Annotated in this window: 24 protein-coding genes; 7 read left to right on the forward strand and 17 right to left on the reverse strand. The window is 60.6% G+C overall.

Features of this window, described 5'->3' with window-relative positions; translation table 11 throughout:
- Positions 1-7: 7 nt before the first annotated feature.
- The gene (locus KW838_RS03955; RefSeq protein ID WP_116583258.1) at positions 8-805 is read right to left on the reverse strand and encodes an SDR family NAD(P)-dependent oxidoreductase; all 798 of its coding nucleotides are present in this window, start codon (positions 803-805) and stop codon (positions 8-10) included.
- Positions 806-807: 2 nt separating this feature from the next.
- Positions 808-1,824, reverse strand: coding sequence for an aldo/keto reductase (locus KW838_RS03960; RefSeq protein WP_218500463.1), 1,017 nt, complete (start codon positions 1,822-1,824; stop codon positions 808-810).
- Between the two features lie 116 nt (positions 1,825-1,940).
- Here KW838_RS03960 and KW838_RS03965 point away from each other — a divergent pair, with 116 nt between their 5' ends.
- The 3 genes from KW838_RS03965 (at position 1,941) to KW838_RS03975 (ending at position 4,785) form a co-directional block, all read left to right on the forward strand.
- Positions 1,941-2,837 (forward strand): LysR substrate-binding domain-containing protein, encoded by an 897-nt coding sequence (locus tag KW838_RS03965; protein ID WP_102701969.1) that lies wholly within the window; start codon positions 1,941-1,943, stop codon positions 2,835-2,837.
- Between the two features lie 489 nt (positions 2,838-3,326).
- Entirely contained in the window at positions 3,327-3,689 is a 363-nt protein-coding gene (locus KW838_RS03970) for a DUF6124 family protein (protein WP_218500464.1), read from the forward strand.
- Between the two features lie 175 nt (positions 3,690-3,864).
- The gene (locus KW838_RS03975; protein ID WP_102701967.1) at positions 3,865-4,785 is read left to right on the forward strand and encodes a LysR family transcriptional regulator; all 921 of its coding nucleotides are present in this window, start codon (positions 3,865-3,867) and stop codon (positions 4,783-4,785) included.
- On the opposite strand, the gene KW838_RS03980 is transcribed toward KW838_RS03975, so the two are convergent.
- Positions 4,706-5,302, reverse strand: a complete 597-nt coding sequence (locus KW838_RS03980) for a DinB family protein (protein ID WP_218500465.1) — start codon at positions 5,300-5,302, stop codon at positions 4,706-4,708. The two genes, KW838_RS03975 and KW838_RS03980, sit on opposite strands and share 80 nt — an antisense overlap.
- A gap of 72 nt (positions 5,303-5,374) precedes the next feature.
- On the reverse strand, positions 5,375-6,484 hold the full coding sequence (locus tag KW838_RS03985) for an NAD(P)/FAD-dependent oxidoreductase (RefSeq protein WP_218500466.1): 1,110 nt from the start codon (positions 6,482-6,484) through the stop codon (positions 5,375-5,377).
- Between the two features lie 131 nt (positions 6,485-6,615).
- Between KW838_RS03985 and KW838_RS03990 the strand changes: the two genes are divergently transcribed.
- Entirely contained in the window at positions 6,616-6,936 is a 321-nt protein-coding gene (locus KW838_RS03990; protein WP_218500467.1) for a DUF2388 domain-containing protein, read from the forward strand.
- On the opposite strand, the gene KW838_RS03995 is transcribed toward KW838_RS03990, so the two are convergent.
- Entirely contained in the window at positions 6,930-7,922 is a 993-nt protein-coding gene (locus KW838_RS03995; RefSeq protein ID WP_218500468.1) for a pyridoxal-phosphate dependent enzyme, read from the reverse strand. The genes KW838_RS03990 and KW838_RS03995 overlap by 7 nt on opposite strands.
- A gap of 101 nt (positions 7,923-8,023) precedes the next feature.
- Positions 8,024-8,815 (reverse strand): SDR family oxidoreductase, encoded by a 792-nt coding sequence (locus KW838_RS04000; RefSeq protein WP_218500469.1) that lies wholly within the window; start codon positions 8,813-8,815, stop codon positions 8,024-8,026.
- Between the two features lie 124 nt (positions 8,816-8,939).
- On the opposite strand from KW838_RS04000, the gene KW838_RS04005 reads away from it, so the two are divergent.
- Together KW838_RS04005 and KW838_RS04010 are read left to right on the forward strand one after the other, a co-directional pair.
- Positions 8,940-9,884 (forward strand): GlxA family transcriptional regulator, encoded by a 945-nt coding sequence (locus tag KW838_RS04005; RefSeq protein ID WP_218500470.1) that lies wholly within the window; start codon positions 8,940-8,942, stop codon positions 9,882-9,884.
- 72 nt (positions 9,885-9,956) lie between these two features.
- Positions 9,957-10,616, forward strand: coding sequence for an isoprenylcysteine carboxylmethyltransferase family protein (locus tag KW838_RS04010; RefSeq protein WP_218500471.1), 660 nt, complete (start codon positions 9,957-9,959; stop codon positions 10,614-10,616).
- 105 nt (positions 10,617-10,721) lie between these two features.
- Here the strand turns inward: KW838_RS04010 and KW838_RS04015 are convergent, their stop codons facing one another.
- The 7 genes from KW838_RS04015 to KW838_RS04045 form a co-directional block, all read right to left on the reverse strand.
- Positions 10,722-11,384: an HAD-IA family hydrolase gene (locus KW838_RS04015; protein ID WP_218500472.1), complete on the reverse strand. Its 663-nt coding sequence runs from the start codon at positions 11,382-11,384 to the stop codon at positions 10,722-10,724.
- 60 nt (positions 11,385-11,444) lie between these two features.
- Complete coding sequence (locus KW838_RS04020; protein ID WP_218500473.1) at positions 11,445-11,852, reverse strand: response regulator; 408 nt, start codon at positions 11,850-11,852, stop codon at positions 11,445-11,447.
- A 114-nt stretch (positions 11,853-11,966) separates the two neighbouring features.
- Positions 11,967-13,577: a GMC family oxidoreductase gene (locus KW838_RS04025; RefSeq protein WP_218500474.1), complete on the reverse strand. Its 1,611-nt coding sequence runs from the start codon at positions 13,575-13,577 to the stop codon at positions 11,967-11,969.
- Between the two features lie 156 nt (positions 13,578-13,733).
- Positions 13,734-14,951, reverse strand: coding sequence for a mandelate racemase/muconate lactonizing enzyme family protein (locus KW838_RS04030; protein ID WP_218500475.1), 1,218 nt, complete (start codon positions 14,949-14,951; stop codon positions 13,734-13,736).
- 1 nt (position 14,952) lies between these two features.
- Positions 14,953-16,272, reverse strand: a complete 1,320-nt coding sequence (locus KW838_RS04035) for a nitrate/nitrite transporter (RefSeq protein WP_218500476.1) — start codon at positions 16,270-16,272, stop codon at positions 14,953-14,955.
- Between the two features lie 192 nt (positions 16,273-16,464).
- Complete coding sequence (aldA, locus tag KW838_RS04040; protein WP_218500620.1) at positions 16,465-17,889, reverse strand: aldehyde dehydrogenase; 1,425 nt, start codon at positions 17,887-17,889, stop codon at positions 16,465-16,467.
- A gap of 201 nt (positions 17,890-18,090) precedes the next feature.
- Positions 18,091-19,020, reverse strand: a complete 930-nt coding sequence (locus tag KW838_RS04045) for a LysR substrate-binding domain-containing protein (RefSeq protein WP_218500477.1) — start codon at positions 19,018-19,020, stop codon at positions 18,091-18,093.
- A 184-nt stretch (positions 19,021-19,204) separates the two neighbouring features.
- Here KW838_RS04045 and KW838_RS04050 point away from each other — a divergent pair, with 184 nt between their 5' ends.
- On the forward strand, positions 19,205-20,383 hold the full coding sequence (locus tag KW838_RS04050) for a hypothetical protein (RefSeq protein WP_218500478.1): 1,179 nt from the start codon (positions 19,205-19,207) through the stop codon (positions 20,381-20,383).
- Positions 20,384-20,691: 308 nt separating this feature from the next.
- Here the strand turns inward: KW838_RS04050 and KW838_RS04055 are convergent, their stop codons facing one another.
- From KW838_RS04055 to KW838_RS04070, 4 genes are read right to left on the reverse strand one after another with little or no spacing between them, the layout of a single operon-like run.
- Positions 20,692-22,968 carry a hypothetical protein gene (locus tag KW838_RS04055; protein WP_218500479.1) on the reverse strand — a complete coding sequence of 759 codons (2,277 nt, stop codon included), beginning with the start codon at positions 22,966-22,968 and terminating at the stop codon, positions 20,692-20,694.
- Between the two features lie 47 nt (positions 22,969-23,015).
- Positions 23,016-23,282 (reverse strand): pentapeptide MXKDX repeat protein, encoded by a 267-nt coding sequence (locus KW838_RS04060; protein WP_218500480.1) that lies wholly within the window; start codon positions 23,280-23,282, stop codon positions 23,016-23,018.
- A 53-nt stretch (positions 23,283-23,335) separates the two neighbouring features.
- On the reverse strand, positions 23,336-24,121 hold the full coding sequence (locus tag KW838_RS04065; protein ID WP_218500481.1) for a molybdopterin-dependent oxidoreductase: 786 nt from the start codon (positions 24,119-24,121) through the stop codon (positions 23,336-23,338).
- Positions 24,118-24,735, reverse strand: coding sequence for a cytochrome b/b6 domain-containing protein (locus tag KW838_RS04070; protein WP_218500482.1), 618 nt, complete (start codon positions 24,733-24,735; stop codon positions 24,118-24,120). The genes KW838_RS04065 and KW838_RS04070 overlap by 4 nt, the downstream gene beginning before the upstream one ends.
- Positions 24,736-24,854: the final 119 nt, after the last annotated feature.

The following is a 24,854-nucleotide window of genomic DNA, read 5'->3' on the forward strand; positions in this document are numbered from 1 at the left end:
ATAAGGTTCAGATGGCCAGGCTGTCGACGACACCGCCGTCGACCCGCAAGGCAGCACCGGTGGTGGCCGAGGATAACGGCGAAGCGATGTAGGCCACCAGATTGGCAACCTCCTCGACGTCCGCCACGCGCTGGATGATCGACGTCGGCCGGGCCTTGCGCACGAACGCATCGGCTTCGTCCCGGGCGCTGCGCCCGGATTCGGCTGTGGCGTCCTTGAGCATGTCTTCCAGGCCATCGGTAAAGGTCGGGCCGGGCAGGATCGCGTTGACCGTCACCCCGGTGCCGGCCAGGCGTTTGGCCAGGCCATGGGACACCGCCAGGTTGGCGCTTTTGGTCACGCCATAGTTGATCATGTCCGCCGGTGTCGCCACGCCGGATTCCGAAGACAGGAAGATCACCCGCCCCCAACCCTGCTTGACCATGCCCGGTGTGTAGTGCCGGGACAGGCGCACACCGGAGATCACGTTGACCTCGTAGAAGCGCGTCCACTCACTGTCCGGGGCGTCGTAGAAGTCCACCGTATTGAAGATCCCGAGGTTGTTCACCAGGATGTCTGCCCGAGGTTCGGCGGCAAACAGTTTTTCGGCGCCTTCGGCGGTGCCCAGGTCGGCGGTCACGCCACGCAATTGCGCAGCTGGAACACGCTGACGGATGCTCGCCAGTGCCTGCTCGACCTTGGCCGTATCGCGGCCGATCACCACCACCGTGGCGCCCGCCTCGGCCAATGCCTGGCTGATGCCCAGGCCGATGCCGGCGGTACTGCCGCTGACGATTGCCAGTTTTCCACTCAAATCAATCTTCATGTTCAAGCTCCAATGAGGGGCAAGGGCGCGCGCTCGGAGACCAGCTTCGCCTCACGCAACGCCTGCCAGAAAGCAGCGGGTATCACCGCCGACAGCGCGGCCACGTCTTCGGCAATCCGCTGCGGACGGCTGGAACCCGGAATCACCGCGGCGACTGCCGGGTTAGCCAGCGAAAACTGCAAGGCTGCGGCCTTGACGTCGACGCCATGGGCCGCCGCGATACGCTTGATCTGCTCGACCTTGTCGATGATCGCCGGGCTGGCCTTCTGGTATTCGAAGTGCGCGCCACCGGCCAGGATGCCCGAGCTGTAAGGACCGCCGACCACGATTTCGACCTGCTGCGCCAGGGCGGCGTCCATCAAACGCTGCAAGGCGCGATCATGGTCCAGAAGAGTGTAGCGACCCGCCAGCAGAAAACCGTCCGGCTGCGCTTCGCTCAGATCAAGGGTCAGTTCGCAGGGTTCGACCTTGTTCACCCCCAGGCCCCAGCCCTTGATCACGCCCTCCTCGCGCAAGCGTGTCAGCACTTTGAACGCGCCGGTGCGGGCCTGGTTGAAGTACTCCAGCCATTGATCGCCGTAGAAATCCTGGGCGATATCGTGGACCCAGACGATGTCCAGGCGATCGGTTTGCAGGCGCTTGAGGCTGTCTTCGATGGAACGCAGGGTCGCGTCGGCGCTGTAGTCGTTGACGATTTTGTTCGGCAGGCCGTGCTCGAACACCCCGCTCTTCTCGCCCAGGTCACGGGCGGCGGTGTCTTCGACTTCATCGAGGATCACCCGGCCGACCTTGCTGCTCAGTACGTAGTCGTCGCGGTTGTAGCGGGCCAATGCGGCGCCGAGGCGAATTTCCGACAGGCCGGAACCGTAGAACGGCGCGGTATCGAAGTAACGCACGCCGGCGTCCCAGGCGGCATGGACGGTGGCCATTGCCTCGTCCTCGGGAATGGCGCGGAACATGTTGCCCAGTGGTGCGGTGCCCAAACCCAGCGTGCCGGGCAGTTTGTCTTTCAAGCTCATGGTGAATCCTCTTGAGTATCAGAGGTCAGGTGGCTGACCGTTGAGCCGATCCTAGATTGCGAGCATCGGACCGTCCAAGACATAATGTGCAGCACTTGAGTCCTTGAAGGTCTGACATGATCGACATCCGCCAATTGCGCTACTTCGTCGCCGTCGCCGAGGAAGAACACGTCGGGCGCGCCGCCGAACGCCTGCACATATCCCAGTCGCCCCTGAGCCGGCAGATCGCCCAGCTCGAAGAGCGCCTGGGCCTGACCCTGTTCGAGCGCAGCCAGCAACGCATCCGCCTGACCCGCGACGGCCAGACTTTCCTCGCCGAAACCCGCGCCCTGCTGACCCACGCCAATCGCCTGGAATCCCTCGGGAAACGCCTGGGGCGCGGCGAGGAAGGCGGCCTGTGCATCGGCTACATCGAAAATGCCATGCATGCCGGCGTGCTGCCCAATGCCTTGCGCGTGCTGCGGGTCAACCGGCCGAACGTGCATGTGGCGCTGTACAACCTGCGCTCGGCCGAACAACTCGAAGGCTTGCGCCAGCGAAGCCTGGACATCGCCCTGGTCAGCGAACCACCGACCGAAGACGACCCGGACCTGCTGGGTTTTCAGGTGCTGGACGACCCGATGCTGCTGGCCCTGCCCGAGCACCATCCGCTGGCACAACAGGCCGTGTTGACCCCGGCGGACCTCGCCGGTCAGGAGTGGATTGGCGTGCAACACCAGAATGTCGCCAGCCGCGAAAACTTCGTCAGCGCCTGCATCCGCGCCGGCTTCACCCCGGATATCCGCATGGAAGCCACCGGCCCGTTCACCGCCATGGCACTGGTGGCCTCGGGACTGGGCATCGCCATGATCCAGAAAGGCTTGAGCCGCAACGCACCGCCGGGCGTGGTGCTGCGGGAAGTGCCATGGATTTCCCTCACCCGACCGCTGTGGGCGGCGTGGCACCGGATCAATTTGCGGCCGTTGGTGGAGACCTTCCGCAAAATGTTGACCGAGCCTGAATCCACCCCATGAACCTGTGGGAGCGGGCTTGCTCGCGAAGGCGTCGGCATTGCCAGCAATGTTGTCGACTGACACACCGCTTTCGCGAGCAAGCCCGCTCCCACAGGTTTCGTGCTACGCCCAAAGCCATGTTTTTGTCGTGACAACCGCATATTAAACATCGACTGACCGACCTTGTTTAACGGCTGTCAGCGTTACTTGATGAAAGCTACAGCGCCTTGCGTCATTGCCTACGGTTACGCCAGAATCCGCCGGCTTACGCGCCTTGGGTCCGGGCTTTATCGTTAGCCGGTCGCTGAAAAACAGCGATCGGGTTTGGTAGCCCGGAGTACTGCGCGTAGCGCCACTTCAAGCAGTTGCTGCTTTTATGGTCGTCATGCGCAGGGCCTCTTCGGGGGCGCCGGTTCCAGTACTCCGGTCTACCAACCTGTGCATGGCCACCGCCCTTCGTTTGGTAGCGAAAGTGATGGCTCCATTTTTTACAGTACTGGAGTTCTATCGATGATCAAACCAACACCCAACCCGCCAGAAACCGATCCAGCCTCCCCCTACGCAAGCCCCGACGCCAAGCCATTCCACGAAGCCGCCGAACACGCCCTCAATCACTACCTCAACCCCGCCGCCAACATCATGGCCACGCCCCACAAACCGTCCACGATGTTCACCATCAACCCCGACCTCGACACCGAAACCCTGCTGGCCCACGCCTGCGAATCACTGGCCTCGGCCAATGTGATGACCAACGATCTGGCGGGTTTTCTGGAGGGCTCGCATCGCAACACGCTGCTGGGCATTGCTCAGGTCATCATGCTGGGTGAGTTGGCAGTGAACCGGGCGCTGGATCGACTTGATCCGTCTGAATAAAGCGCCGAACCTGTGGGAGCGAGCTTGCTCGCGATGAGGGAGCATCAGTAAACGATGATGTGCCTGATGCACCGCAATCGCGAGCAAGCTCGCTCCCACAGGTATTCAGCGAACCCTAGATTCCGCAGGGTTTGCTGCTTTACTGAAAAAACCCACCCCCACCGAGCCCGCCACAATGAACCGCAATGACCTGCGCCGCGTGGACATGAACCTGCTGGTGATTTTCGAAACCCTGATGTTCGAGAAGAACCTGACCCGGGCCGGGGAAAAACTGTTTCTCGGTCAACCCGCTGTCAGTGCGTCACTGGCCAAGTTGCGCGATCTGTTCGACGACCCGTTGCTGGTGCGCAACGGTCGAACCCTGGAGCCGACTCCGCGGGCGTTGCAGATTCTCAAGGAGTTGCAGCCGGCGATGGACACCATTTCCGGGGCGGTCAGCCGGGCCAAGGATTTCGAGCCCTCCACCAGTCGCGATGTGTTTCGCATCGGCTTGTCCGACGACGCCGAATTCGGGCTCTTTCCGCCGCTGCTCAAGCAGATTCGCGAGGAGGCGCAGAACGTTGTGGTGGTGGTGCGCCGGGTGAATTTCCTGCTGATGTCGTCGATGCTGGCCAGTGGCGAGATTTCCGTCGGTATCAGCTACACCACGGAATTGCCGGCCAACGCCAAGCGCAAGAAACTGCGCGACCTGAGTGTGAAGATCCTGCGCGGCGATGACCGTCCCGGCCCGTTGACCCTCGACGAGTTCTGCGAACGCCCTCACGCACTGGTGTCGTTTTCCGGGGATCTGAGCGGATCCATCGACAATGACCTGGCCCGCATCGGCCGTTCGCGCCGGGTGGTGCTGGCGGTGCCACAGTTCGCGGGCTTGCGGGCCTTGCTGGCGGGGACTGACATGCTCGCCACCGTACCGGATTACGCGGCCAGTGCGCTGATCGAAGGCAGCAGCCAGTTACGGGCGGACGATGCGCCCTTTGAGATCAACCTGTCCGAACTGTCGATGGTCTGGAACGGGGTCAGCGATAACGATCCGGCAGAACGCTGGTTGCGTTCGAAAATTGCACAACACATGGCGGCGCCACCGTCGGGGCATTGATCGACTGCAGGAGCACCGGCTCGGATTCGCGCAGGTACACCGGCATGTCGGTCACCGGTGGCATGGCCGGAATCTCGAAGTACATCTGCACCACCCAGCCGCGGTGATAGCTGGCGTGGTTGACCACATGCATCAGCATCGCGCCGGCGCTCATGGTGCCGCTTTCGCCCGAGACAAAGGTGAACTCCACCGGCTTGTCCAGGGAGGCATCGGTTTGCCGGGCGCTCCAGTCGCAGTACCAGCGATCGATCTCTTTTTGCGCCTGGCGCAGTTCGGACAGGTCGGCATGCAGCAGATCGTGGGAGGTCTTGAAACCGTGTCCCCGGCCTTCAAGGTGCGCCCGCCAGATGCAATCCACCACGTAGACATGATTGAGGGTGCCGATCATGTTGTTGAACACTGACACCCGTTGTTTTTTGACTTCGCCCGGAGGAAGCGCCGCAAGGCTGTCAAACAGACGCTGATTGGCCCAGCGTTTGTAATCGGCCAGCAGGCAGGCAGTGCGTACAGTGATCATCAGAGGTCTCCGATGGCAGTAAGCGCACTCCCTAGCATAGACCCGATGCCCGCAAGGCAGGGCCAGCACTGATCATCGGTCGTCGAGGCGTTTCACCACGTACTCGGCAAGCGCCAGGCAACTGGTCAGCCCCGGTGACTCGATGCCGAACAGATTCACCAGCCCCGGCACGCCATGTTCGGCGCATCCGCTGACGAGAAAATCGGCGGCCGGCTCGGTCGGCCCGCTGATTTTCGGGCGAATGCCGCTGTAGGCCGGTTGCAGGCTGTTGTCCGGCAAACCCGGCCAATAACGGCGGATCGCCTGATAAAAACCCTCGGCCCGACGGGGTTCGACGCGGTAATCAATGTGCTCGACCCATTCGACATCCGGCCCGAAGCGCGCCTGCCCGCCCAGGTCGAGCGTCATGTGCACGCCCAGTCCCGCACTCTCCGGGGCCGGATACACCAGGTGCCGAAAGGGTGCCCGGCCGCTGAGACTGAAATAACTGCCCTTGCACAGATGCGCCTGGGGAACGCACTGTGCAGGCAGACCGACGATAGCGCGCGCCACCTCGGGAGCGGACAGCCCCGCGCAGTTGATCACTTCGCGGCAGCGCAGGGTCATGGGTTGGCTGCCGCCCATGTGCAGCTCGAAGCCCTGGTCGAGGCACAGGGCCGACAGCAACGGCGTGCGCAAGGCCAGCGTCGCACCGAACCGCTCGGCGTCGCCCTGAAGTGCCAGCATCAGCCCGTGGGAATCGACGATGCCAGTAGAGGGCGACCACAGTGCCGCGACGCACGACAACGCCGGCTCGAGCTCGCGGGCCTGTGCGCTGTCGAGCCATTGCAGGTCATCGACACCATTAAGCCGCCCTTGCTCCAACAGACGCTGCAACGCCGAGCGCTGTTGCGCATCGGTGGCCACGATCAGCTTGCCGACGCGCCGGTATTCAACGGCGTGCTCATCGCAAAAAGCGTATAGACGCTGCTTGCCCTCCACGCAAAACCGCGCCTTGAGGCTGCCTTCCGGGTAATAGATACCGGCATGAATCACCTCCGAGTTGCGCGAGCTGATGCCCGTGCCGATGCCCGCCCCGGCCTCGACGACCAGCACGTCCCGCCCGCTCATGGCCAGGCACCTGGCCACCGCCAACCCGACGACGCCGGCCCCGATCACCACGCTTTGAATATCGACGCTCAACGACCCTGCCTCCCACACCTGTTCTCGGCGGCGACGTCACAGAGCTCTCTCCACGGAACTCTCGTCGACTGCCACGTATCCTAAACTATGTGGTACATCCCTTATGCTTCAGGCTGTCGGAGGACACCGTCATGCGCCGCCTATTAATCATCTCTGCACTGGTACTTTGTTTACCCGCAGGTTCGGCTCTGGCCGATGTGGATGCCAAAGATGTCGCTACCTCGGCCGGGGTTTCCGCCTCGCTGTACTCAACATTCAAAGACGACAAACTCATGATTCCCGCCCGGGATGACGCCTCCAGCTTCGTCGCCAGCGGCGGTGCGATTCGTGGTGCTTACCTGGAGTCGGTGTTGAAAAAGATCCGTCAGGACAATCCCGCCCTCAACAACGCAAGCGACGAAGACCTGGCCCGCGCCATCCTCGTCCAGGAAGGCGTTGCCGCCGATCACTGAAGACCGTCATCGCCAGCGGTGGGGCTTGTGACACCGGGATAGCGTTTCCAGCCCTGCCTCGCGTGTATGTCAGTGGACATGCGTGCCCACCCGGCCACGAGTTGCGCGTTGATACTCACCCCGCCACACACCACGATCACCACGTCATGGGCGTCGGCAATCGCCGGGTGATCCAGGTAGGCGGTCGCCAATGAAACGCCGCACGCCGGCTCGACCAGCTGACGCAAATCATTGGCGTAACGCACCACGCCCATGATCGCTTCATCATCACTGAGCACTACGCACTCATAGGGGAAATCGCCGATGTGCCTGACCGGCCAGGCGGCCACTTGCGCGGCCCCCAGGGACGTGGCAACCGTGTCGATTTTCGGCAATCTGACCGGGTGCCCGGCCGCGACTGCCGCGGCGAACGACGCCGCGCCTTCGGTCTCGCAGGCGACGATGCGGCAATCGGTGTGCCGATGACGAATCAGGCCGGTGAGCAGGCCGGCCAGCAAGCCACCGCCGCCCACCGATGCCACCAGCACGTCCACTGGCGGGCAGTCGGCAAGGATTTCATCGACCATCGTGCTGTGCCCTTCCCACAACACCGGGTGGTCGAAGGCCGGCACGAATTCACTGCGTGGGTCCTGGGCGAGTTCCCGGGCCCGTTGATTGGCTTCGTCCCAGACCTTGCCGTGCTCGATCACCTCGGCGCCGGTCTTGCTGATCCGCGCCCGGGTGCTGTGCGGGGTAGTGTGCGGCACCACGATGCAGGCCTTGAGCCCCAGGCATGCCGCGGCCATGGCCGTGGCCAGTCCCGCGTTACCGCCGGAGGGACAGACCACCTTGCGCTTGCCCTGCTGCGCCGCCCGGCTGCACAGCAAGCCGATGCCGCGTATTTTGAACGAGCCGCCCGGTTGCAGGTTTTCCAGTTTCAGCCAGATGCGGCGGGTCGGGGTCGACAGGCCGGGGTGCAGGATCAAAGGCGTGCGGATGTGCAGCATGTCGGTTCCTGTTACACGCCACCGGCTCGCCAGACAGGTCGACGAGCCAGCGGTGAACGGTCCTCTCATGCAAGTTTAGTTCACCCGGTCCGGGGGCAGTCTCAGCGATAACGCGGCGCCGCCACGCTATTGCCAAACAACCCGGACAGCGTCTTGCGCTGGGCTTCGTGACGATCCCACTGGCTGCCATCGTGCAGGCCCGGGATGGTCACTGTTTCACCGGCCGCCAGGCCAGCGAGCGCGGCATCGACCATGTCTTCGGCGGACATCACGATCTCCTGCGGCAGATTTTCCACCGGGTTGCCGGCCTCGCTCCAGAAATCGGTGGCGGTCGCCCCCGGCAACACCGCCTGGACGCGTACGCCTTTGTCCGCCAGTTCATGCTGCATCGACTGGCTCAGGGCCAGGACGAACGCCTTGGTCCCGCCGTACACGCCGTTGAGGATTTCCGGGGCGATGGCGACGATGGAGGCGATATTGACCAGGGTGCCGACGCCCCGGGCAACGAAGCCGGGTACAGCGGCGTAGGCCAGGCGCATCAACGCCGTCACGTTGAGGCTGACCATCGCCTCCATGTCGTCCACGGGGCTGGCCAGCAGCGGCATGACGCCACCGACCCCGGCGTTGTTGACCAGCAGGGTGATGCTGGCGTCGTTGCGCAGGATCTGTTCGACCCGCAGCGAATCCGCCTTGTTCGTCAGGTCGGCGGCCACCACCTCCACGCTGCGCCCGGTCTGGTCGCTCAAATGCTTGGCCAGGGCATTGAGTCTGCTCCGGCTGCGGGCTACCAGGATCAGGTCGTAACCCTGGCGGGCCAGGCGGTCGGCATACACCGCGCCAATGCCCGAAGAAGCGCCGGTGATCAGTGCAGTGCCTTTGGATGAGAGAGCCATGGTGCAATTCCTCAAGGGTAAGGCGAGAGATTCGCCGGGTGCAGACCGTTATAAAGGGACTTACGCCTGTCTCAAATGACGTTTAAAGTACGTTTTTCGGACATAACCGTTTGAGGACAAGCCGATGATCAGCGTGGCGTTCGTGGTTTTCGAGGGTTTCCAGTCCATGGCACTGGCCGCCATGCCGGTGTTCGAATACGCCAACTTCAGTGCCGCACAGCCCCTGTATGACGTGCGCGTGCTGTCGGAAAACGGTCACAACCTGCGCGCCTCGGGTGGCTTGAGCGTTTGCACCGAGGCCTTCGACGGGCGCGTGTTCGACACCGTCATCGTGGTCGGCGGCGACTCGATCGTCGAGCAGGCGCCCGAGGCCGTGCTGGACTACCTGAAGGCCAGCATCCACAGCGCGCGCCGCACGGCGTCGATCTGCTCCGGGGCGTTCGTCATGGCCCAGGCCGGCTTGCTCGACGGACGGCGGGCCACCACCCACTGGGCCTACGCCCGGGAACTGCAGGCGCGGTTTCCGGCGATCAAGGTCGAGGCTGATCGCATCTACGTGATCGACGGTTCGATCTGGACGTCCGCCGGCATGACCGCAGGTATCGACCTCGCACTGGCCATGGTGGAAAAGGACCACGGCGCCGAGCTGGCCCGGGCCGTGGCGCAGAAACTGGTGATGTACCACCGCCGCGCCGGCGGCCAGTCGCAGCATTCGGCGCTGCTGGAACTGGCGCCGAAATCCGACCGCATACAAACCGTGCTCGGCTACGCCCGGGAACACCTCGCCCAGCCCCTTTCGGTGGAGCAACTGGCACAAGTGGCCAACCTCAGCCCCCGGCAATTCAGCCGGGCGTTTCGCGCCGAAACCGGGCAATCGCCGGCCAAGGCCATCGAGAACCTGCGTCTGGAAGCGGCGCGACAGATGCTCGAGCGCGGACGCCTGACCCTCGACCAGATCGCCGTGGAAACCGGGTTCACCGACCGCCGACGCATGCGCGAAACCTTCCTGCGGGTGTTCGGACAACCGCCCCAGGTGATCCGGCGCAATGCGCGGGCAGAGGTGATTTGATCGCCCCCTCGCTCTGCGTGGGAACACTCGGTATCTACACTGAACATACCGGAGGTCTTTTTTGGAGGCGCCATGAAAATCTCGGCCAAACTGGCGTTTTTCGCCGTCGTCAGCACCCTCGCCTACCTCGCCCTGGCGATCTGGGGACTGGGCGGTTTCGCGGCTTACTTCAGCCACGGCTCACTGGTTGTCGTCGCCCTGGCCACCCTGGTCATGGCTGTCGCATCGCTGTTTACCGAGGTCAACCTGAGTTCGGGAGAACGCGAAGACCGGGCCAATCGCTGGGTCCTCCCGGTCTTCGGCGTGATCGGCGTGCTCAGCGGCTTTGTGCCGGCCTATACCGACCGCATCGATTTCTGGACCTTTGGAGGTGAAGGCGTGCGCTGGTTCGGGGCCCTGTTATTCATCGCGGGCGGCGCGCTGCGGTTGTGGCCGGTGTTTGTGCTGGGCAAGCGCTTCAGCGGGCTGGTGGCGATCCAGCCGGGGCACCGACTGGTCACCGAGGGCATTTACCGGCGCCTGCGCAACCCCAGTTACCTGGGGATGATGGTCATCGCCGTGGGCTGGGCACTGGCGTTTCGCTCGGGGGTCGGTCTGCTGCTGGCGGCATTGACCCTGATCCCGCTGATTGCCCGGATTCACTCGGAAGAAGCCTTGCTCAGGGCGCAGTTCGGCAGCGAATACGAAGCCTATTGCGCCCGCACCTGGCGGTTGGTTCCGGGACTCTACTGAATGCCACATATCCCCTGTGGGAGCGAGCCTGCTCGCGAAAGCGGTGTGTCAGCCAACATCAATAGCCGCTGACACGACGTCTTCGCGAGCAGGCTCGCTCCCACATTAGACCGCGTGCAGGCGCAGACCTGCGGCATCCACCAGAACCCGCACCGATTCATAACTTGCCAACGTCCCATGCACCGTCTCGATCGGCTGCTCATGGGTCGCCGTGACAATAATCAAATCCGCCCCCGCCGCTTCAGCCGCCAGAATCCCCACCGTGGCATCTTCAAAAACCAGGCACTGCCCAGGCTCCACGCCCAGGCGCCGGGCCGCGAGTCGATATCCCGCGGGGTCAGGCTTGCCGGCACTCACATCCTCGGCGGTGATCATCACCTCAGGCTCGGGAATCCCCGCCGCCGCCATCCGCCGCAGCGCCAGCTCCCGTGGCGCGGAGGTGACGATGGCCCACTGTCTGGCCGGCAAGGACCGCAGGAATTTCGCCGCGCCCGCCACTTCGAAGACCCCGTCGACGTCGTCGATTTCCGCTTCGGTGATCCACGCGGCTTCGGCCTCGGCATCCACCCCGGGCAAGCCCAGGCGCCGGATGGTGTCGATGGCGCGGGCGCCGTGAATGGTCGGCAGGAAGGACTCGACATCGACACCATGGCGCACGGCCCAAGTGGTCCAGACCCGCTCGGCAGCGGCAATGGACGTCAGGACGGTGCCGTCCATGTCGAACAGAAAGGCACGGTAAGTCGAGTTGAATACAGGGTGATCGGACAAGGAAAGGAACCTCGCAGCTGCCGGACGGATGTGCCCGGCAATGTAGCATCTGCGAACGGCTCAGTTGAGTCGTTTGGACTTGAAGGCCTGGCTCACACAATCGAGCAGCCCACCGATCATCCAGGGCTTCTTGATGAACGAGACCGCGTGCCGCACCCCTGAGCTTTCAGGGGTTTCGAAACCGGACATGATCATGATCGGCTTGTCCGGCCAGCGATCGCCGAACTGGTTGGCCAAGTCCGCGCCATTGAGCGTGCCGGGCATGGTGATGTCTGTCAGCAGCATGCCCACCTGCGGCGCATGCTGCTCCAGATAGACCGCTGCCGCATCCGCACTGCTGTGCGGCTCGACGACAAAACCCTCCTCCTGAAGAATCTCACAGAGAAACTCCAGGATCAGCGGGTCGTCCTCGACCACCAGAATCAACCCGCCAGGACGATGTCCGTCCGCCGTCGGTACTCGACTCATGACCGTGCCGCTCCCTGATTGCCTCAATGATTTCGCGGAATTGGATCCGCTGCCTAAAGGTATGAGCAGCGCAGACCGCGGAAATTCATTTTTGATACAACCAGGTGACCGGCATCACGCGTCCTGCAGGATCAGGTCGGCGCCCTTTTCCGCCACCATCAACACGGCGGCGTGGGTGTTGCCCGATGTCACGTTGGGGAAAATCGACGCATCGACGATGCGCAATCCGTCCAGTCCGTGGACCTTGAGGCGCTTGTCCACCACCGATTTCTGCTCGTCCGGGCCCATGGCGCAGGAACCGCACAAGTGGTAGATCGAGCCACTGTTTTCACGGAAGTACTGCAGCATCTGCTCGTCGGTTTCGACCACCGGTCCCGGCAACACCTCTTCGACGGTGATGCCCTTGAGCGCCGGCGCCTGCATGATCTTGCGCATCAGGCGGCTGCCCTGGATCACCTCGTCGATGTCCTTCTGGGTGCTCAGGTAATTGGGGTCGATCAGCGCCGCATCCCGCGGGTTTTTCGAGGCGATTTCGATATGCCCGCGACTGGTCGGCCGGCACGGGTTGAAGCACAGCAGGAAGCCTGAGTACGGCTCGGGCTTGAGACTGGCCTTGTTGTTCTTCGGGATCTGGTACGACAGCGGGTTGAAGTACAGCTGCAAATTCGGGTTGGTCTGCTGCCCGTCGCCACGGAAGAACCCGCCGGCCTGGTTGACGCTCATCGCCAGCGCGCCCTTGCGGGTAAACAGGTACTTCAGGCCCAGTTTGAACTGGCCGAACAGCGAACTGAGCTGGTCGTTCAGCGTCGGGATGTTGGCCTTGTAGTAGTAACTGGCGCACAGGTGGTCCTGCAGGTTCTGCCCCACCGCCGGCAGGTGCTTGACCAGCGGGATGTTGTGCCTGGCCAGCAGCGCCTGATCGGCCACGCCGGACAGTTGCAGGATCTTCGGCGTGTCCACGGCACCGGCGCAGAGGATCACTTCCTTGTTGGCGCTGAAAGTGCGCACCACGCCGTGCTGGGTGATGGAAACCCCGGTAGCACGTTGCCGGTCGTCGAACAGTACCCGGTCGACCAGGGCAAAATGCTCGACCGTCAGGTTCGGTCGGCTCAATGCCGGGTGCAAATGGGCGAAGCTGCTGGAGCAACGCTGGCCGTCGCGGGTGTTGACGTCGTAGATGCCCGCACCTTCGAATTTCGGCCCGTTGAAGTCGTCGCTGATGGGGTAGCCCAGTTCATCGCAGCCCTTGAGGAACACATCGCAGATCGGATGGGTCTGGCCCTTCATCGGAGTGATGCTGATCGGGCCGCTGCCGCCGTGGTAATCGCTGTCACCCAGCGGGTGGTTTTCCAGCTTGCGAAAGTACGGCAGCACGTCCTTGAAGCCCCAGCCGTCGTTGCCGTTGGCCGCCCAGTCATCGAAGTCATGGGCCTGTCCACGCACGTAGATCATCGCGTTGATCGAGCCCGAACCACCCTGCACCTTGCCGCGCGGGGCATAGATCTCACGGTTGTTCAGTTGCTTTTGCGGGCGGCTGTAGTACATCCAGTTGAAGGTCGGGTTGTAATACATCTTGGCGAAGCCGACCGGGATCTTGAACCAGAAGGACGAGTCTTTCCCGCCCGCTTCCAGCAGCAGCACCGTGTGTTTCCCGGAAGCCGAGAGGCGATTGGCCAGAACGCAGCCTGCTGCGCCGGCGCCAGCGATGATGTAGTCGTATGTCATGCACGGTTACCGCGTAAGTCGTTGTACAAAAAAAACCGCGCCTCCCCCTGTAGGAGCTGTCGAGTGCAACGAGGCTGCGATCTTTTGATTTTTCAAAAGCAAGATCAAAAGATCGCAGCCTGCGGCAGCTCCTACAGGGGATTGCGCCCTCTCCCGTCAGCCCCTGGCCGGCGAAGTGTCTTTGACATCCGCCGGAGTCGGCGCCATTTGCAGGTGCAACCGCTCACCGGTGTACGGCGAATGCTTGCGCACCACGTCCATGTTCAGCTCCACGCCAAGGCCCGGCTCGGTGGACGGGATGATGTAGCCGTCCTCCCACTGCAAGGGTTTGGTCAGGACTTCGGCATGGAAACCACCCCAGGTCATGATGCTTTCCTGGATCAGGAAGTTCGGCGTGCAAGTCGCCAACTGGAAACTCGCCGCCGCGCCGATCGGTCCGTTGTAGAGGTGCGGGGCGATCTGCGCGTAATACGCCTCGGCCATGCTCGCGATCTTCTTCGCTTCCAGCAGGCCGCCGCAGCGTGCGACGTTCATTTGCAGGATCGACGCGCCGCCGGCCTGCAGCAGCTTGAAGAATTCGTACTTGGTGGTCAGGCGTTCACCGGTGGCAATAGGAATCAACGTCTTGGCCGCGACTTGCGCCATCGCATCTTCCTGGCCTGGCGGCACCGGCTCTTCGAACCACAGCGGGTCGTACTTCTCCAGACGCTTGGCCAGGCGAATGGCCGAGGACGGCACCATCTGCCCGTGGGTGCCGAACAGCAGGTCGCACTTGTCGCCCACCGCTTCGCGGATCTTGCGGCAGAAGGTTTCGCAGCGCTCCAGCACTTCCAGGGAAATCTGGTGACCGGAGTACGCGGTGTACGGCCCGGCCGGGTCGAACTTCACGGCGGTGAAGCCTTTGTTCATGTTTTCGATGGCGCACTCGGCGGCCAGGTCCGGGTCGTCGTAGTCGTACTCACCCTTGCTGTTGACCGGGTACAGGTAGGTGTAGGAGCGCAGCTTTTCGTGGACCTTGCCCCCGAGCAACTCGTAGACCGGCTTGTTCGCCGCCTTGCCGATGATGTCCCAGCAGGCCATTTCCAGACCGCTGACCACACCCATCATGGTCAGGTCCGGGCGCTGGGTGAAGCCGCTCGAATAGGCCTGGCGGAAAAAGCGTTCGATGTGGTGCGGGTCCTGGTTCAGCAGGTAGCGCTCGAACACGTCTTCGATGATCGGCAGCATGGCCTTGGGGCCGAAGGTCGCGGCGTAGATTTCGCCGACGCCTTCGATGCCGCAGTCGGTCCTGATCTTGACGAACAGCCAGTACATCCCGCCGATGTGCGGTGGCGGAACAGCAACGATATGGGTTTCAAGGGCGACGATTTTCATCTCAGGCACCTGTCTTCTTTAACGATTGACGATTGATCCGTGCACGCAGCGTGAGGGCCGCCAGGGTCCCGAGCAGGCCGACGAACGCGATGTAGCCGAAATACAGCTTGTAGCCAAAGGCACCGGGGAAATGCTCGGTGAGGTAGCCGTTGATCAAGGGAATGAAGGCATCCGGCAGGTAACCCACTACCGAGACGATGCCGATGGCCAGGCCGGTGATGCGCAGCGGAATGTTGCAGGTGTCGAGAATCGCCCAGTACAGCCCGCGAATGGCGTAGGTCATCAGGCCGATGAAAATCACCGTGCCGATCAGCAGGCCGAGGCTGTTGAGGGCCGGGAACACGATCAGGCCGATCATCGCCAGGGAAGCGAGGAACAACGCGACGACCAGTACCGAGATATTGGAGAACTTGTCACCCAGCCAACCGCCGCCGATGCCACCGATTGGGCGCATCCACAGCTTGATGGTGGTGATGGTGCCGGCCATGACCGCGGTCATGCCGCCGCCCTGCAGGTAATCGGAGAAACTGTAGGTGGCCCAGAAGATGTGGTAACCGCAGAACACAATGGCGGTGACCAGCCACAGTTCAGGGATTTTCACCAGCGTGGTCAGGTCGCTGAGCAGGTTGAACTTGCCCTTCTCCACCGTCGGCGCGTCTTCCATGGCCTTCGGGTCCTTGATCAGCACCAGCACGCAGCCGATGGCGATACAGGTGAAGGAATACAGGTAGACCACGTGCTTGAAGCCTTCGGCCACCGACTCGCCACGGGTTTCGGTGGCGAAGGCGAACAGCGCCAGGGCGACGGTTGCCAGCAGGGCTTCGACCAGACCGCGACCGCCGTCGAGGATGCCGAAGAACCGACCCTGCTCGGTGTGATGAGCAATCATCTTCACCCGCTTGAGCACCGAGGCCCAGAAGGTCAAACCGGTGGTCAGGCCCCAGCAACCGAAGATGATCATCAAACCGGTCATCGACGGCGCGGTGGAGTACCACAGGCCCAGGGCACCGGTGGCCACCAGCGAGAAGAAAATCAGGAAGCGTGGTGCGATGCGATCCGCCAGCCAGCCGCTGGGCAAATACGAGAGCAGGAAGATCGTGCCGAGCATCGAGTACAGGTAGCCCAGCTCGCTGTGGCTGATCTGGAACACCTCGAGCATGGTGGTCTGGTAGACCTGGCGCAGGTACAGGATCGGATAGATCGCACCGGCGGCGAGCACCAACAGCATCAGTTGGAAATAACGACTTCCCTTGTCGCTTTGGCTTTTTGAACCCGCGTTCGAACCCTGAACAGCGGCAACAGTGGTTGCTGGCTTGGACATCGAGTAGACCTCTGGCACCCGGTGGTCCGGGCGCTCGAATAATTGTTTTTATATGACTCAGGTGTACTCAGGCCAATGTGGGAGCGGGCTTGCTCGCGAAAGCGGAGTGTCAGGCACCATCAATGTCGACTGATAAGACGTCTTCGCGAGCAAGCCCGCTCCCACATAAGCGAGAGGGGTGCTCCGGGTAAATCAGTACTTCATGACCACGAGGCGGGTCTGGGTGAATTCGAGCATGCCGTGCTTGCCGTCATCACCACCCAGGCCCGAGCGCTTCCAGCCGGCGTGGAAGCCCTGGTACGGGTCGGCCGGGGTGCGGTTGACGTACAGTTCGCCCGCCTCGATGGCGTTGGCGACTTTCTGCGCGGTGCGATAGTTCTCGGTGTACAGCACCGACGACAGGCCGAACTGGTGGTCGTTGGCCATGGCCAGGGCTTCGTCGATGTCGCGGTACTTGAGCACTGGCAGCACCGGGCCGAAGATTTCTTCCTGGATGATTTCCATGTCCTGGCGGCAGCCACTGAGCAGGGTCGGCGGATAGAAATGGCCCTTGCCTTCCGGCAGCACACCACCGGTTTCCAGCACCGCGCCGTCGGCGATGGCGCGCTCGACCATGGCGTGGATGTTCTGCTGCGAACTGGCATTGACCAATGGCCCCATAAGGCTGGCGTCGGTGGCGCGGTCACCGTATTTCACGGCGCTGATTTTCTCTTTCAGCAGGCCGAGGAATTGGTCGTAGACGCTTTCCTGCACATAGACCCGCTCCACCGCCGTGCACAACTGGCCACAGTGGGTGGTCTTGGAGGCGACGATCGCACTGGCGGCGGCTTCGAGGTCGGCGTCGGCCTCGATGATCGCAGGGGTCTTGCCGCCCAGTTCCAGGGACGGCTTGGCGATGTTGGCCTTGCAATAATCGAGCACGATGCGCCCGGCATTGACGCTGCCGGTGAGGGTGATCAGGCCCACGGCTTTGTGGGTGCAAACCGTGGCGGCGGTGGCGTGATCCATGGTCAGGATATTGATCACGCCAGCCGGCATGCCGGATTGCTGTACAGCCTTGGCGATTTCGAAGGCCGAGGTCGGCGTGTTGTTGCTCGGGCGTACGACCACCGTGTTGCCGGCAATCAGCGCCGGAGCGATTTTGCGCAGCAAGGTGTAGACCGGGTAATTGAACGGGATCAGGCAGGCGACCACGCCAATCGGTTCGCGGTGCAGAAAGAGGTTTTCGTTCGGTGTGTCGCTGGGAATGATCTCGCCTTCGATGCGGCGCGCCCATTCGGCGTGATAACGGGTGATCTGCGCAGCGTAACGGGCTTCGTTGCTGGCATCGCTCACGCTTTTGCCCGACTCGGCGGCCAGGGCTTCACCAATGTTCTCGGCGCAGGCCTCCAGGGCATCGGCGAAAGCGCGCAGGTGTTCGGCGCGCTCGATGCTGGTCAGCTTGCCCCAGGTTTTCTGCGCCGCTGCAGCCGCTTCGACGGCAACCGTGGCTTCGTCGCGGGTGGCGGCCGAGACGTGGCCTATCAGCGCTTCGGTGGCCGGGTTATAGACGGCGATCAACGCAGCGCTGGCCGGCTCATTGAATTGCCCGTTAACAAAGTTTCGCTCGAGTCGCATGTGCATCGCCCATCGTTGTTTTTATCCAGTTCGAGCAGTCTTGGCATCCGGCGCAAGTTGGACAAACGATTTATTGAGCGAGATAACATTCAAAAAACGCACGTTACCCTGTAGGAGCTGCCGCAGGCTGCGATCTTTTGATCCTGGCTTTTAAAAGCAAGATCAAAAGATCGCAGCCTGCGGCAGCTCCTACAGGGGGGTTCAGGTGACGGCGGTGGAGGGTTCGAGCTGCCTTTGCGCCAGCCAGATTTCTTCCTGCAACCACTGGCTGAACACCTGCAACTGCGGCAGTGACTGTTCCGGCCGGGTCACCAGCCAATACGACTGATGGCCTTCGACATGCACGTTAAGCACCTGGGTCAGCTGCCCGCTGGCCAGCTCCGGCGCGACCATGTGCCAGTCGGCGATGGTGATGCCCAGGCCATCGATGGCCGCGCGGATCGCCAGGTCGAGCAGGTCGAATTCGTATCCGCCCTGAGTATCGACGCCATGGATGCGTGCCGCGTCCAGCCAGTGTTTCCAGGTCAGGTAGCGCTGGTCTTCCCGGGCCAGCACATGCAGCAGCGTCAGGCGATTGAGGTCGATGCCCTGCTCGCTCCACTCCCGCGCATACAGCGATGGCGCGCACACCGCGATGTGCCGCTCCTTGAAGAGTAACGAGCTGTCCAGGCCATCCCATTCGCCGTTGCCGAACCGGATCGCGCAGTCCAGCGTGCTGGTTTCCGCCAGGCTGTCCTGCAGGCGCGTGGTGATGCTCAACTCCAGCTCTGGATGCTTCTCGCGCAGGCGCCCCAGGCGCGGCATCAGCCAGCGGTTGGTGAAGGTCGGCGGCGCGTTGATGTGCAGGCGGTTGGCATGGGATTTCTGCTGGATGCTGCGCACCGTCAGCTCGATCTTGTCGAAGGATTGGTGCAATGCCCGCAGCAAAACCCGGCCGGCGCTGGTCAGTTCGAGGTGATGGTGACGGCGCTCCAGCAGGTTTTCGCCCAGTTGCTCTTCCAGCTGCCGCACCTGGCGACTGACCGCGCTCTGGGTGACGTTGAGCAGTTCGGCGGCGCGGGTGAAGCTGCCTGTGCTACCGGCCACTTCGAACGCTTTGAGCGCATTCAGGCCGGGCATTTTGCGTTTCATGAAAGGCTCTCAAGGACCAGTGACAGGGCGCAAGGATCCCATGACGGCGATACATTGTCCTACAGGATTTTTTCAGTAACATGCGTTCGAGGAAGGTTTCAGCGGATTTTTAATCGTTTGTTCATCGCAGCTCAGATCGCAAGACTGGCCGGCATCTCAAATAAAAATAACCGAGAGCTGCCACATGCCCTTCCCTGTTTCCCTGCGCTTGAGTCCTTTGTACCTCGCGCTACTCTGCACCTTTGCTGCCCCGGCCATGGCCGTGCAAGTCACCGACAATCTCGACCTCGGCGGCGCGGTGCGGGCCCGTTGGGACTACGACCCGGACCGCGACATCCAGAAATTCGGCCTGGACACCGTATTCCTCAGCGCCAAGTACAACTCCGACACCTGGATCGGTGAGGCCCAGTACCGTTTCTACGGCCGCTCCTATCCCTACCAGTACACCAGGAACTACGGCGACATCCAGTTCGCCAAGTACGCGTGGGCCGGCTACAGGTTCAACCCCGACCAGCAGGTGCAAGTGGGCCTGAACTCGGTGCCGTTCGGATTGCAGCCGTACTTCGGCAGCACCTTCTACGAAACCCTGGGCAACGTCATCGGCCTGGAAGACGTGCAGCAGGTCGGCGCCAAGTACATCCAGCAAAGCGGCGACTGGAACGTCCAGGCCGGTTACTACCTGCGCCCGGCCTGGCAAGGCAAAGGCACCAGCAATGGCGTCACCTACTCCAGCGTGGTATCGGAAGCCGACAGCTACGTGACCGACGGCAGCGACAACCAGGAACGCCACACCGTGGTGCTGCGCGTAGCCAGGGCGCTGGACCTGGGGCCGTGGAAATCCGAGGTCGGCCTGTCCGGCCTGACGTCGAGCATTCAAAACCGCGACACCGACAAAGACGGCCGGCGCAATGCCGTCGCACTGCACTACCTGGGCAAGAACGGCCCCTGGGGCGTGCAGTTGCAGGCAGCGCGCCAGCAGATGTCTCCACGCAACCCCGGTACCGATGAACTGGTGACTTTCGGCGGTTACGACGGCACCTACAACGTCGCCAGCCGCGGCAACCTGTACGTGGCGGACCTCAGCTATGACGTGGCCGGCAAGTACCTGTTCGACCAGATCAGCGGGGTCAAGCTCTACGCCAACTACAGCGCCTTCGACAAATCCGCCGATGACTTCAAGACCTCCGAGCGGGCGATCCTCGGCACTTCGTTCTCGTTCAGCAAATTGTGGATCGCCACGGAATGGATCTTCGGCAAGAACGATCCGTACATTGGAGGCAGCAGCTATACCCAGAGCCTTGGGGTGGGCGGGACGGATCATTGGGAGAATCAGTTGTACATGAACATCGGGTATTACTTCTGATCCGGGATTTGTAGCGTCTGCAAGGACGCTTTCGCGAGCAAGTCGGATCGCCGCATCGCCGCTCCCACAGGTTCAGTGGTGATCCCTGTGGGAAGCTTGCCCGCGAAGACGTCAGCGCAAACAACACTTGCAACGGCACCTTGCTGATAGTCATATCGGCTCCACCGAACGACTGAGCTGGTTTGCGATTTTTTAACACCTGGCGTTGGGTGGGTTGTAACCATTACAAGTCACGGGGGTATGATTTCAAGTCATACCCCCCAGAGTACTCTGCTCGTAGCGGCGTCGATGGGAGCGGTTACTTCATCTCATTTTTTTCTTCCTACGGCGCCTGCGCTTTTCGTATCACTAAATCGTACGTCCACCCGGTACCCCAACCCTCTATCAATCATTAATTTCCTGAAGACATCTAGATCGGTTTTGGGGGCGGAATCATAGTTGGCAAGTGCGGGGTAACGATCCCTCAAAATGCTTTCGTCCTCCTCCGAAATCCGCAAATACCTATTGCGCGCCGTCCTTTCAGTTTCCGTCAGTTTATCGTGATCTCGAAATAAATCTTCAGGAAGTATGCGCTTAACAACTTCCGTTAAATTAGTCAAACGAAGCTCAGCTACTGGTAGATAATGACCACTGCCATTAGTCCAGAGCTTCAGCTGTCCGTCTTCAAACAGAAATTCACCAGCAAACAGCACATCTTTACCTTGAGCCAGTGAACTGTGACCTTCTACGTAGTCTGGATTAAAAAACCGATATATGTTCCCCCCCCCTTTCGAATTCTGCAGACCATTTCCCACACCGCAATAAACATGATCAGGTTTTTCTGGAAGGATGACATAGGAAAACACGCCGTTCAGCTTGCAGCTTTCGCCATCGCTTTTCCGGACAAACTCATACTCATCTTTATCATTTCTCTTGAAGTCGAATATCTGATCAAGGTCCGCAAATTTCTGATCATGACGATCAGGAACCGGCTTTATCGGCATAACAGAGTTGGGCAAGTAGCTGTGTTTGCGAAACTCATCTAACAGATTCTTGCGCGCTGCAAAAAACTTGTCTACAAAAAACTTGCCTACAACAAAGTTATCACAATATGTAGAACGCGTAGATTCTCTCAGCTTATTCAGCGCAGACACCATATACACTACGATTGTATTAATACCCTTTTTTTCTGAATCAAACTTATCCAAACAAGGCTGTATGTACCTATAAAATTCCTCATAGGTTAAAAGAGACGCAAATTCTTCCAGGGTAATAAATTCACCCCACTCTCCCTCCTCATACCTTTTACTAATTTCCGCCGGAGAGCCTATATTTCCTCTCGCGATCTCAATACCAGCGAAATCACGAAGAAGATCGTAATACTCATCTGTCAACAGGGATGAAACCGATTCACTCATCTCTCCCTTTGAGTCGGCTTGAACGTTTTTGGTTATGGTTTTTTCAGGTGCTGATGGCGCTTGAGCAGAATTGACACTTATTTTGCATCGACTCCACAGTTCCGGATCCTGCTCCCACGGCGATGGTACCGCCAGGTTATCTTGATAGAACCTCACCGTATCGCCCAACTCATCCCTGCGTTGATAGAGATGACGCAGTTCCTCAGACGTTGTTCTACTGGCATCTGTGTCAGTCCCGTCAACCACATCATTTATCTTGATGTCATCCAGAAAAAAATGAATGCGGGCTGTAGGCTCGGACTTGCTTTGAGGCCGAGTGAACGCATCAATCATGTCCTTGCTGATAATCGAAAATAAATGGGCGGCGGGTTTATGAATACGTTGCCATGGTTTCCCATCGAGGGGTTCTTTCTGTTTACTTGCAGTTGCGAGAAGTGTATCTACCGGAATGTAACGAGGATGCTTGCATAACTCTAAAAACAACTGATCAAGTTTATTATGCAAAAAAATACCGCAATAATCCGTCAATGCGCTGCCACCACTGACCTTGGAGTCTTCAATACTTTCCTCAACCTCACCCATCGCCTTAAGAAAACCATTGCAAAAGTTCCAGACGCAAGCCTTCTCATGGACTGCCCCCCTCGCCGAATCAACGTTAGAATTGTGAATAGTTATACTCGAGAGCTGCCTGACCGGCTCGTTGTTCACTCTTGATTTTTTACGCTGACGCTCCTCCTTCAAGACCATTTCCATCATGTCCACCAAATCCACGATCGAATCCGGCCTGTCGTTTATTTCCGTGCACTCCGCATCTTGAAAACAAAACGACTCAGGCTCTTGAACCACTATATTAAACATTGACAACAGACTTCCCAGCAGACGAACTGGCGTCCATATTGAGCCTCCCTTGCTTACAACGGATATCTGGCCTAACACCAGATCGCCATTGGCGGGAGAAAAAGAAGAAAGAAAATAGTGTTCGGAAGATGGTGCCGCCACTGTCGGTGTGTCAGCTTGCTTGCTAGTGGCCAGACTGTTTAATGATGAAATACTAGGTGAGAGCATGTTATTTCTTTCTACCGCGAATTGAGTACAGCACTTTAAACATGCAGTTTTGGTTGCGCGTGCACTTTCGGCAAGACTGGCATCGTAACTAATTGTTTGCTGGCTGCGACGCACCTTCTCCATCGATTGCCGCTCCCCCAGTGGGGGCTCCCACTGGAGGCGGCTGATGTTTACTGCGACATGGCGTCCTTCTTCATCGCATCTTTGGACATGGCGTCTTTTTTCATGCCGTCCTTGCTCATGGAGTCCTTGGACATCGCGTCTTTCTTCATCGCATCCCTGGACATTGCATCTTTCTTCATCGCGTCCTTGGACATGGCATCCTTGGACATCGAATCCTTGCTCATGCTGTCGTTGCTCATGGTGTCAGCCGCAAATACAGAGGCAGCGCCAACGGCCAGGCACATGGACAGTACAACGGTGGTCAACTTTTTCATGATGAAACTCCTTGGAGCGTGGGTTGTGGTTGTATGCAATGCCCAGGCATCCGTCAGCTGCCACCGAACCAGTTGTAGCCCTGGTCTTCCCAGTAACCGCCGCTGTAGGTGTTGCTGACGAAAATCGCCTGAATGTGTTTGGGGTTCTTGTAGCCAAGCTTGGTGGGCATGCGCAGCTTCATCGGGAAGCCGTACTCGCGCGGCAGCACCGCGCCGTCCCAGGTCAGCGCCAGCAGGGTTTGTGCGTGCAGCGCAGTGGCCATGTCGATGCTGGTGTAGTAGTCGTCGGCGCATTTGAAGCCGACATATTTGGCGTCGGTGTCGGCGCCGATGCGCGTGAGGAAATCGCTGAAGCGCACGCCGCCCCACCGTCCGATTGCGCTCCAGCCTTCGACGCAAATGTGCCGGGTGATCTGCTCGGTCTGGGCCATGGCGCGCAGCTCTTCGAGGCGCCAGCTGCGTTTGTCGGCGACCAGGCCGCTGACCTCCAGGCGATAGCTCTCCTCCTCCACTGTCGGCGCCTCGTCGATGCCGTAAAAGGCATTGAAGGGAAACGGCCGGGTGATCATTGATGCGGGATAGGTCGGCGCCATGGCGTTGGGGTTGAACAGCCAGCCCTGTACCCGGTCGTTGAAGCGCGACATGGAGGACAGCGCGGTGTCGACGCTTTCGTTGTCGGTGATGTTGCAACCGGACAACATGGCCACGCCGCCGAGGGTCAGGCCACGCAGCAGGAACGAACGCCGCGAGCGGTCTTCGATTTGCGGGGCGAGGATCTTGCGGGCGTCGGTGAGGATCGAAGATTCGTCCAGCCCGGGGATCTGAATGCGCTTTTTCATGCTTGCTCCTTGCGGCCGACGATCATGGCCAACAGTGTTTTCGGCACCAGCGCGACCATCAGCAGATGCACTGCCACGAAGGCCACCAACAGCGCCATGGCGAAGAAGTGCACACGGCGTGCGCCTTCGTAACCGAACATCAATTCACGCAGCAGCGGGAACTGCACCGACTTCCACAACACCAACCCGGAGAGCACCAGCAGCGTGATGTCGACCATCACGAACAGGTAGGCGACGCGTTGCACCTGGTTGTAATGGCTGAGGTCGGCGTGCCCGAGTTTTCCGCGCAAGGCGGCCCACAGGTCGTGCAGCACGCCTTTGGGCGACACCGGGAAGAAACGCCGCTTCAGGCGCCCGCTGAACAGGTTGAAGGCCAGGTAGATCAGGCCGTTGATCGCCAGCAACCACATCGCTGCGAAATGCCATTGCAGCGCGCCACCGAGCCAGCCGCCGAGGGTGATCGACCTGGGAAAGCTGAATTCGTAGAGGGGCGAGGCGTTGTAGATGCGCCAACCGCTGGTGACCATCACCAGCACCGCCAGGGCGTTGAGCCAGTGGGTCAGGCGTAGCCAGCGTGGATGACTGGCCTTGGGTGAAGCAGTTGACTGCGACATGTCCGGCTCCCGGTTGTTATTCGTTGGAGCCGATTATGGGAGCCGGAAGATCGCCAAATCCTCACGTAAAGTTAAATTAAACGTGATAACTCGCGCATAGCGAGCACCGAAAACCCTGT

Source organism: Pseudomonas sp. PDM27 (assembly GCF_019219205.1).
Taxonomy (GTDB): domain Bacteria; phylum Pseudomonadota; class Gammaproteobacteria; order Pseudomonadales; family Pseudomonadaceae; genus Aquipseudomonas; species Aquipseudomonas laurylsulfatiphila.

Excerpts from the sequence above, each read along its gene's own strand:
- KW838_RS03955 (WP_116583258.1), bottom strand. The coding sequence starts at position 805 with ATGAAGATTGATTTGAGTGGAAAACTGGCAATCGTCAGCGGCAGTACC.
- KW838_RS03960 (WP_218500463.1), bottom strand. The coding sequence starts at position 1,824 with ATGAGCTTGAAAGACAAACTGCCCGGCACGCTGGGTTTGGGCACCGCA.
- KW838_RS03965 (WP_102701969.1), top strand. The coding sequence starts at position 1,941 with ATGATCGACATCCGCCAATTGCGCTACTTCGTCGCCGTCGCCGAGGAA.
- KW838_RS03970 (WP_218500464.1), top strand. The coding sequence starts at position 3,327 with ATGATCAAACCAACACCCAACCCGCCAGAAACCGATCCAGCCTCCCCC.
- KW838_RS03975 (WP_102701967.1), top strand. The coding sequence starts at position 3,865 with ATGAACCGCAATGACCTGCGCCGCGTGGACATGAACCTGCTGGTGATT.
- KW838_RS03980 (WP_218500465.1), bottom strand. The coding sequence starts at position 5,302 with ATGATCACTGTACGCACTGCCTGCCTGCTGGCCGATTACAAACGCTGG.
- KW838_RS03990 (WP_218500467.1), top strand. The coding sequence starts at position 6,616 with ATGCGCCGCCTATTAATCATCTCTGCACTGGTACTTTGTTTACCCGCA.
- KW838_RS03995 (WP_218500468.1), bottom strand. The coding sequence starts at position 7,922 with ATGCTGCACATCCGCACGCCTTTGATCCTGCACCCCGGCCTGTCGACC.
- KW838_RS04000 (WP_218500469.1), bottom strand. The coding sequence starts at position 8,815 with ATGGCTCTCTCATCCAAAGGCACTGCACTGATCACCGGCGCTTCTTCG.
- KW838_RS04005 (WP_218500470.1), top strand. The coding sequence starts at position 8,940 with ATGATCAGCGTGGCGTTCGTGGTTTTCGAGGGTTTCCAGTCCATGGCA.
- KW838_RS04010 (WP_218500471.1), top strand. The coding sequence starts at position 9,957 with ATGAAAATCTCGGCCAAACTGGCGTTTTTCGCCGTCGTCAGCACCCTC.
- KW838_RS04020 (WP_218500473.1), bottom strand. The coding sequence starts at position 11,852 with ATGAGTCGAGTACCGACGGCGGACGGACATCGTCCTGGCGGGTTGATT.
- KW838_RS04025 (WP_218500474.1), bottom strand. The coding sequence starts at position 13,577 with ATGACATACGACTACATCATCGCTGGCGCCGGCGCAGCAGGCTGCGTT.
- KW838_RS04030 (WP_218500475.1), bottom strand. The coding sequence starts at position 14,951 with ATGAAAATCGTCGCCCTTGAAACCCATATCGTTGCTGTTCCGCCACCG.
- KW838_RS04035 (WP_218500476.1), bottom strand. The coding sequence starts at position 16,272 with ATGTCCAAGCCAGCAACCACTGTTGCCGCTGTTCAGGGTTCGAACGCG.
- aldA (WP_218500620.1), bottom strand. The coding sequence starts at position 17,889 with ATGCGACTCGAGCGAAACTTTGTTAACGGGCAATTCAATGAGCCGGCC.
- KW838_RS04045 (WP_218500477.1), bottom strand. The coding sequence starts at position 19,020 with ATGAAACGCAAAATGCCCGGCCTGAATGCGCTCAAAGCGTTCGAAGTG.
- KW838_RS04050 (WP_218500478.1), top strand. The coding sequence starts at position 19,205 with ATGCCCTTCCCTGTTTCCCTGCGCTTGAGTCCTTTGTACCTCGCGCTA.
- KW838_RS04055 (WP_218500479.1), bottom strand. The coding sequence starts at position 22,968 with ATGGAGAAGGTGCGTCGCAGCCAGCAAACAATTAGTTACGATGCCAGT.
- KW838_RS04060 (WP_218500480.1), bottom strand. The coding sequence starts at position 23,282 with ATGAAAAAGTTGACCACCGTTGTACTGTCCATGTGCCTGGCCGTTGGC.
- KW838_RS04065 (WP_218500481.1), bottom strand. The coding sequence starts at position 24,121 with ATGAAAAAGCGCATTCAGATCCCCGGGCTGGACGAATCTTCGATCCTC.
- KW838_RS04070 (WP_218500482.1), bottom strand. The coding sequence starts at position 24,735 with ATGTCGCAGTCAACTGCTTCACCCAAGGCCAGTCATCCACGCTGGCTA.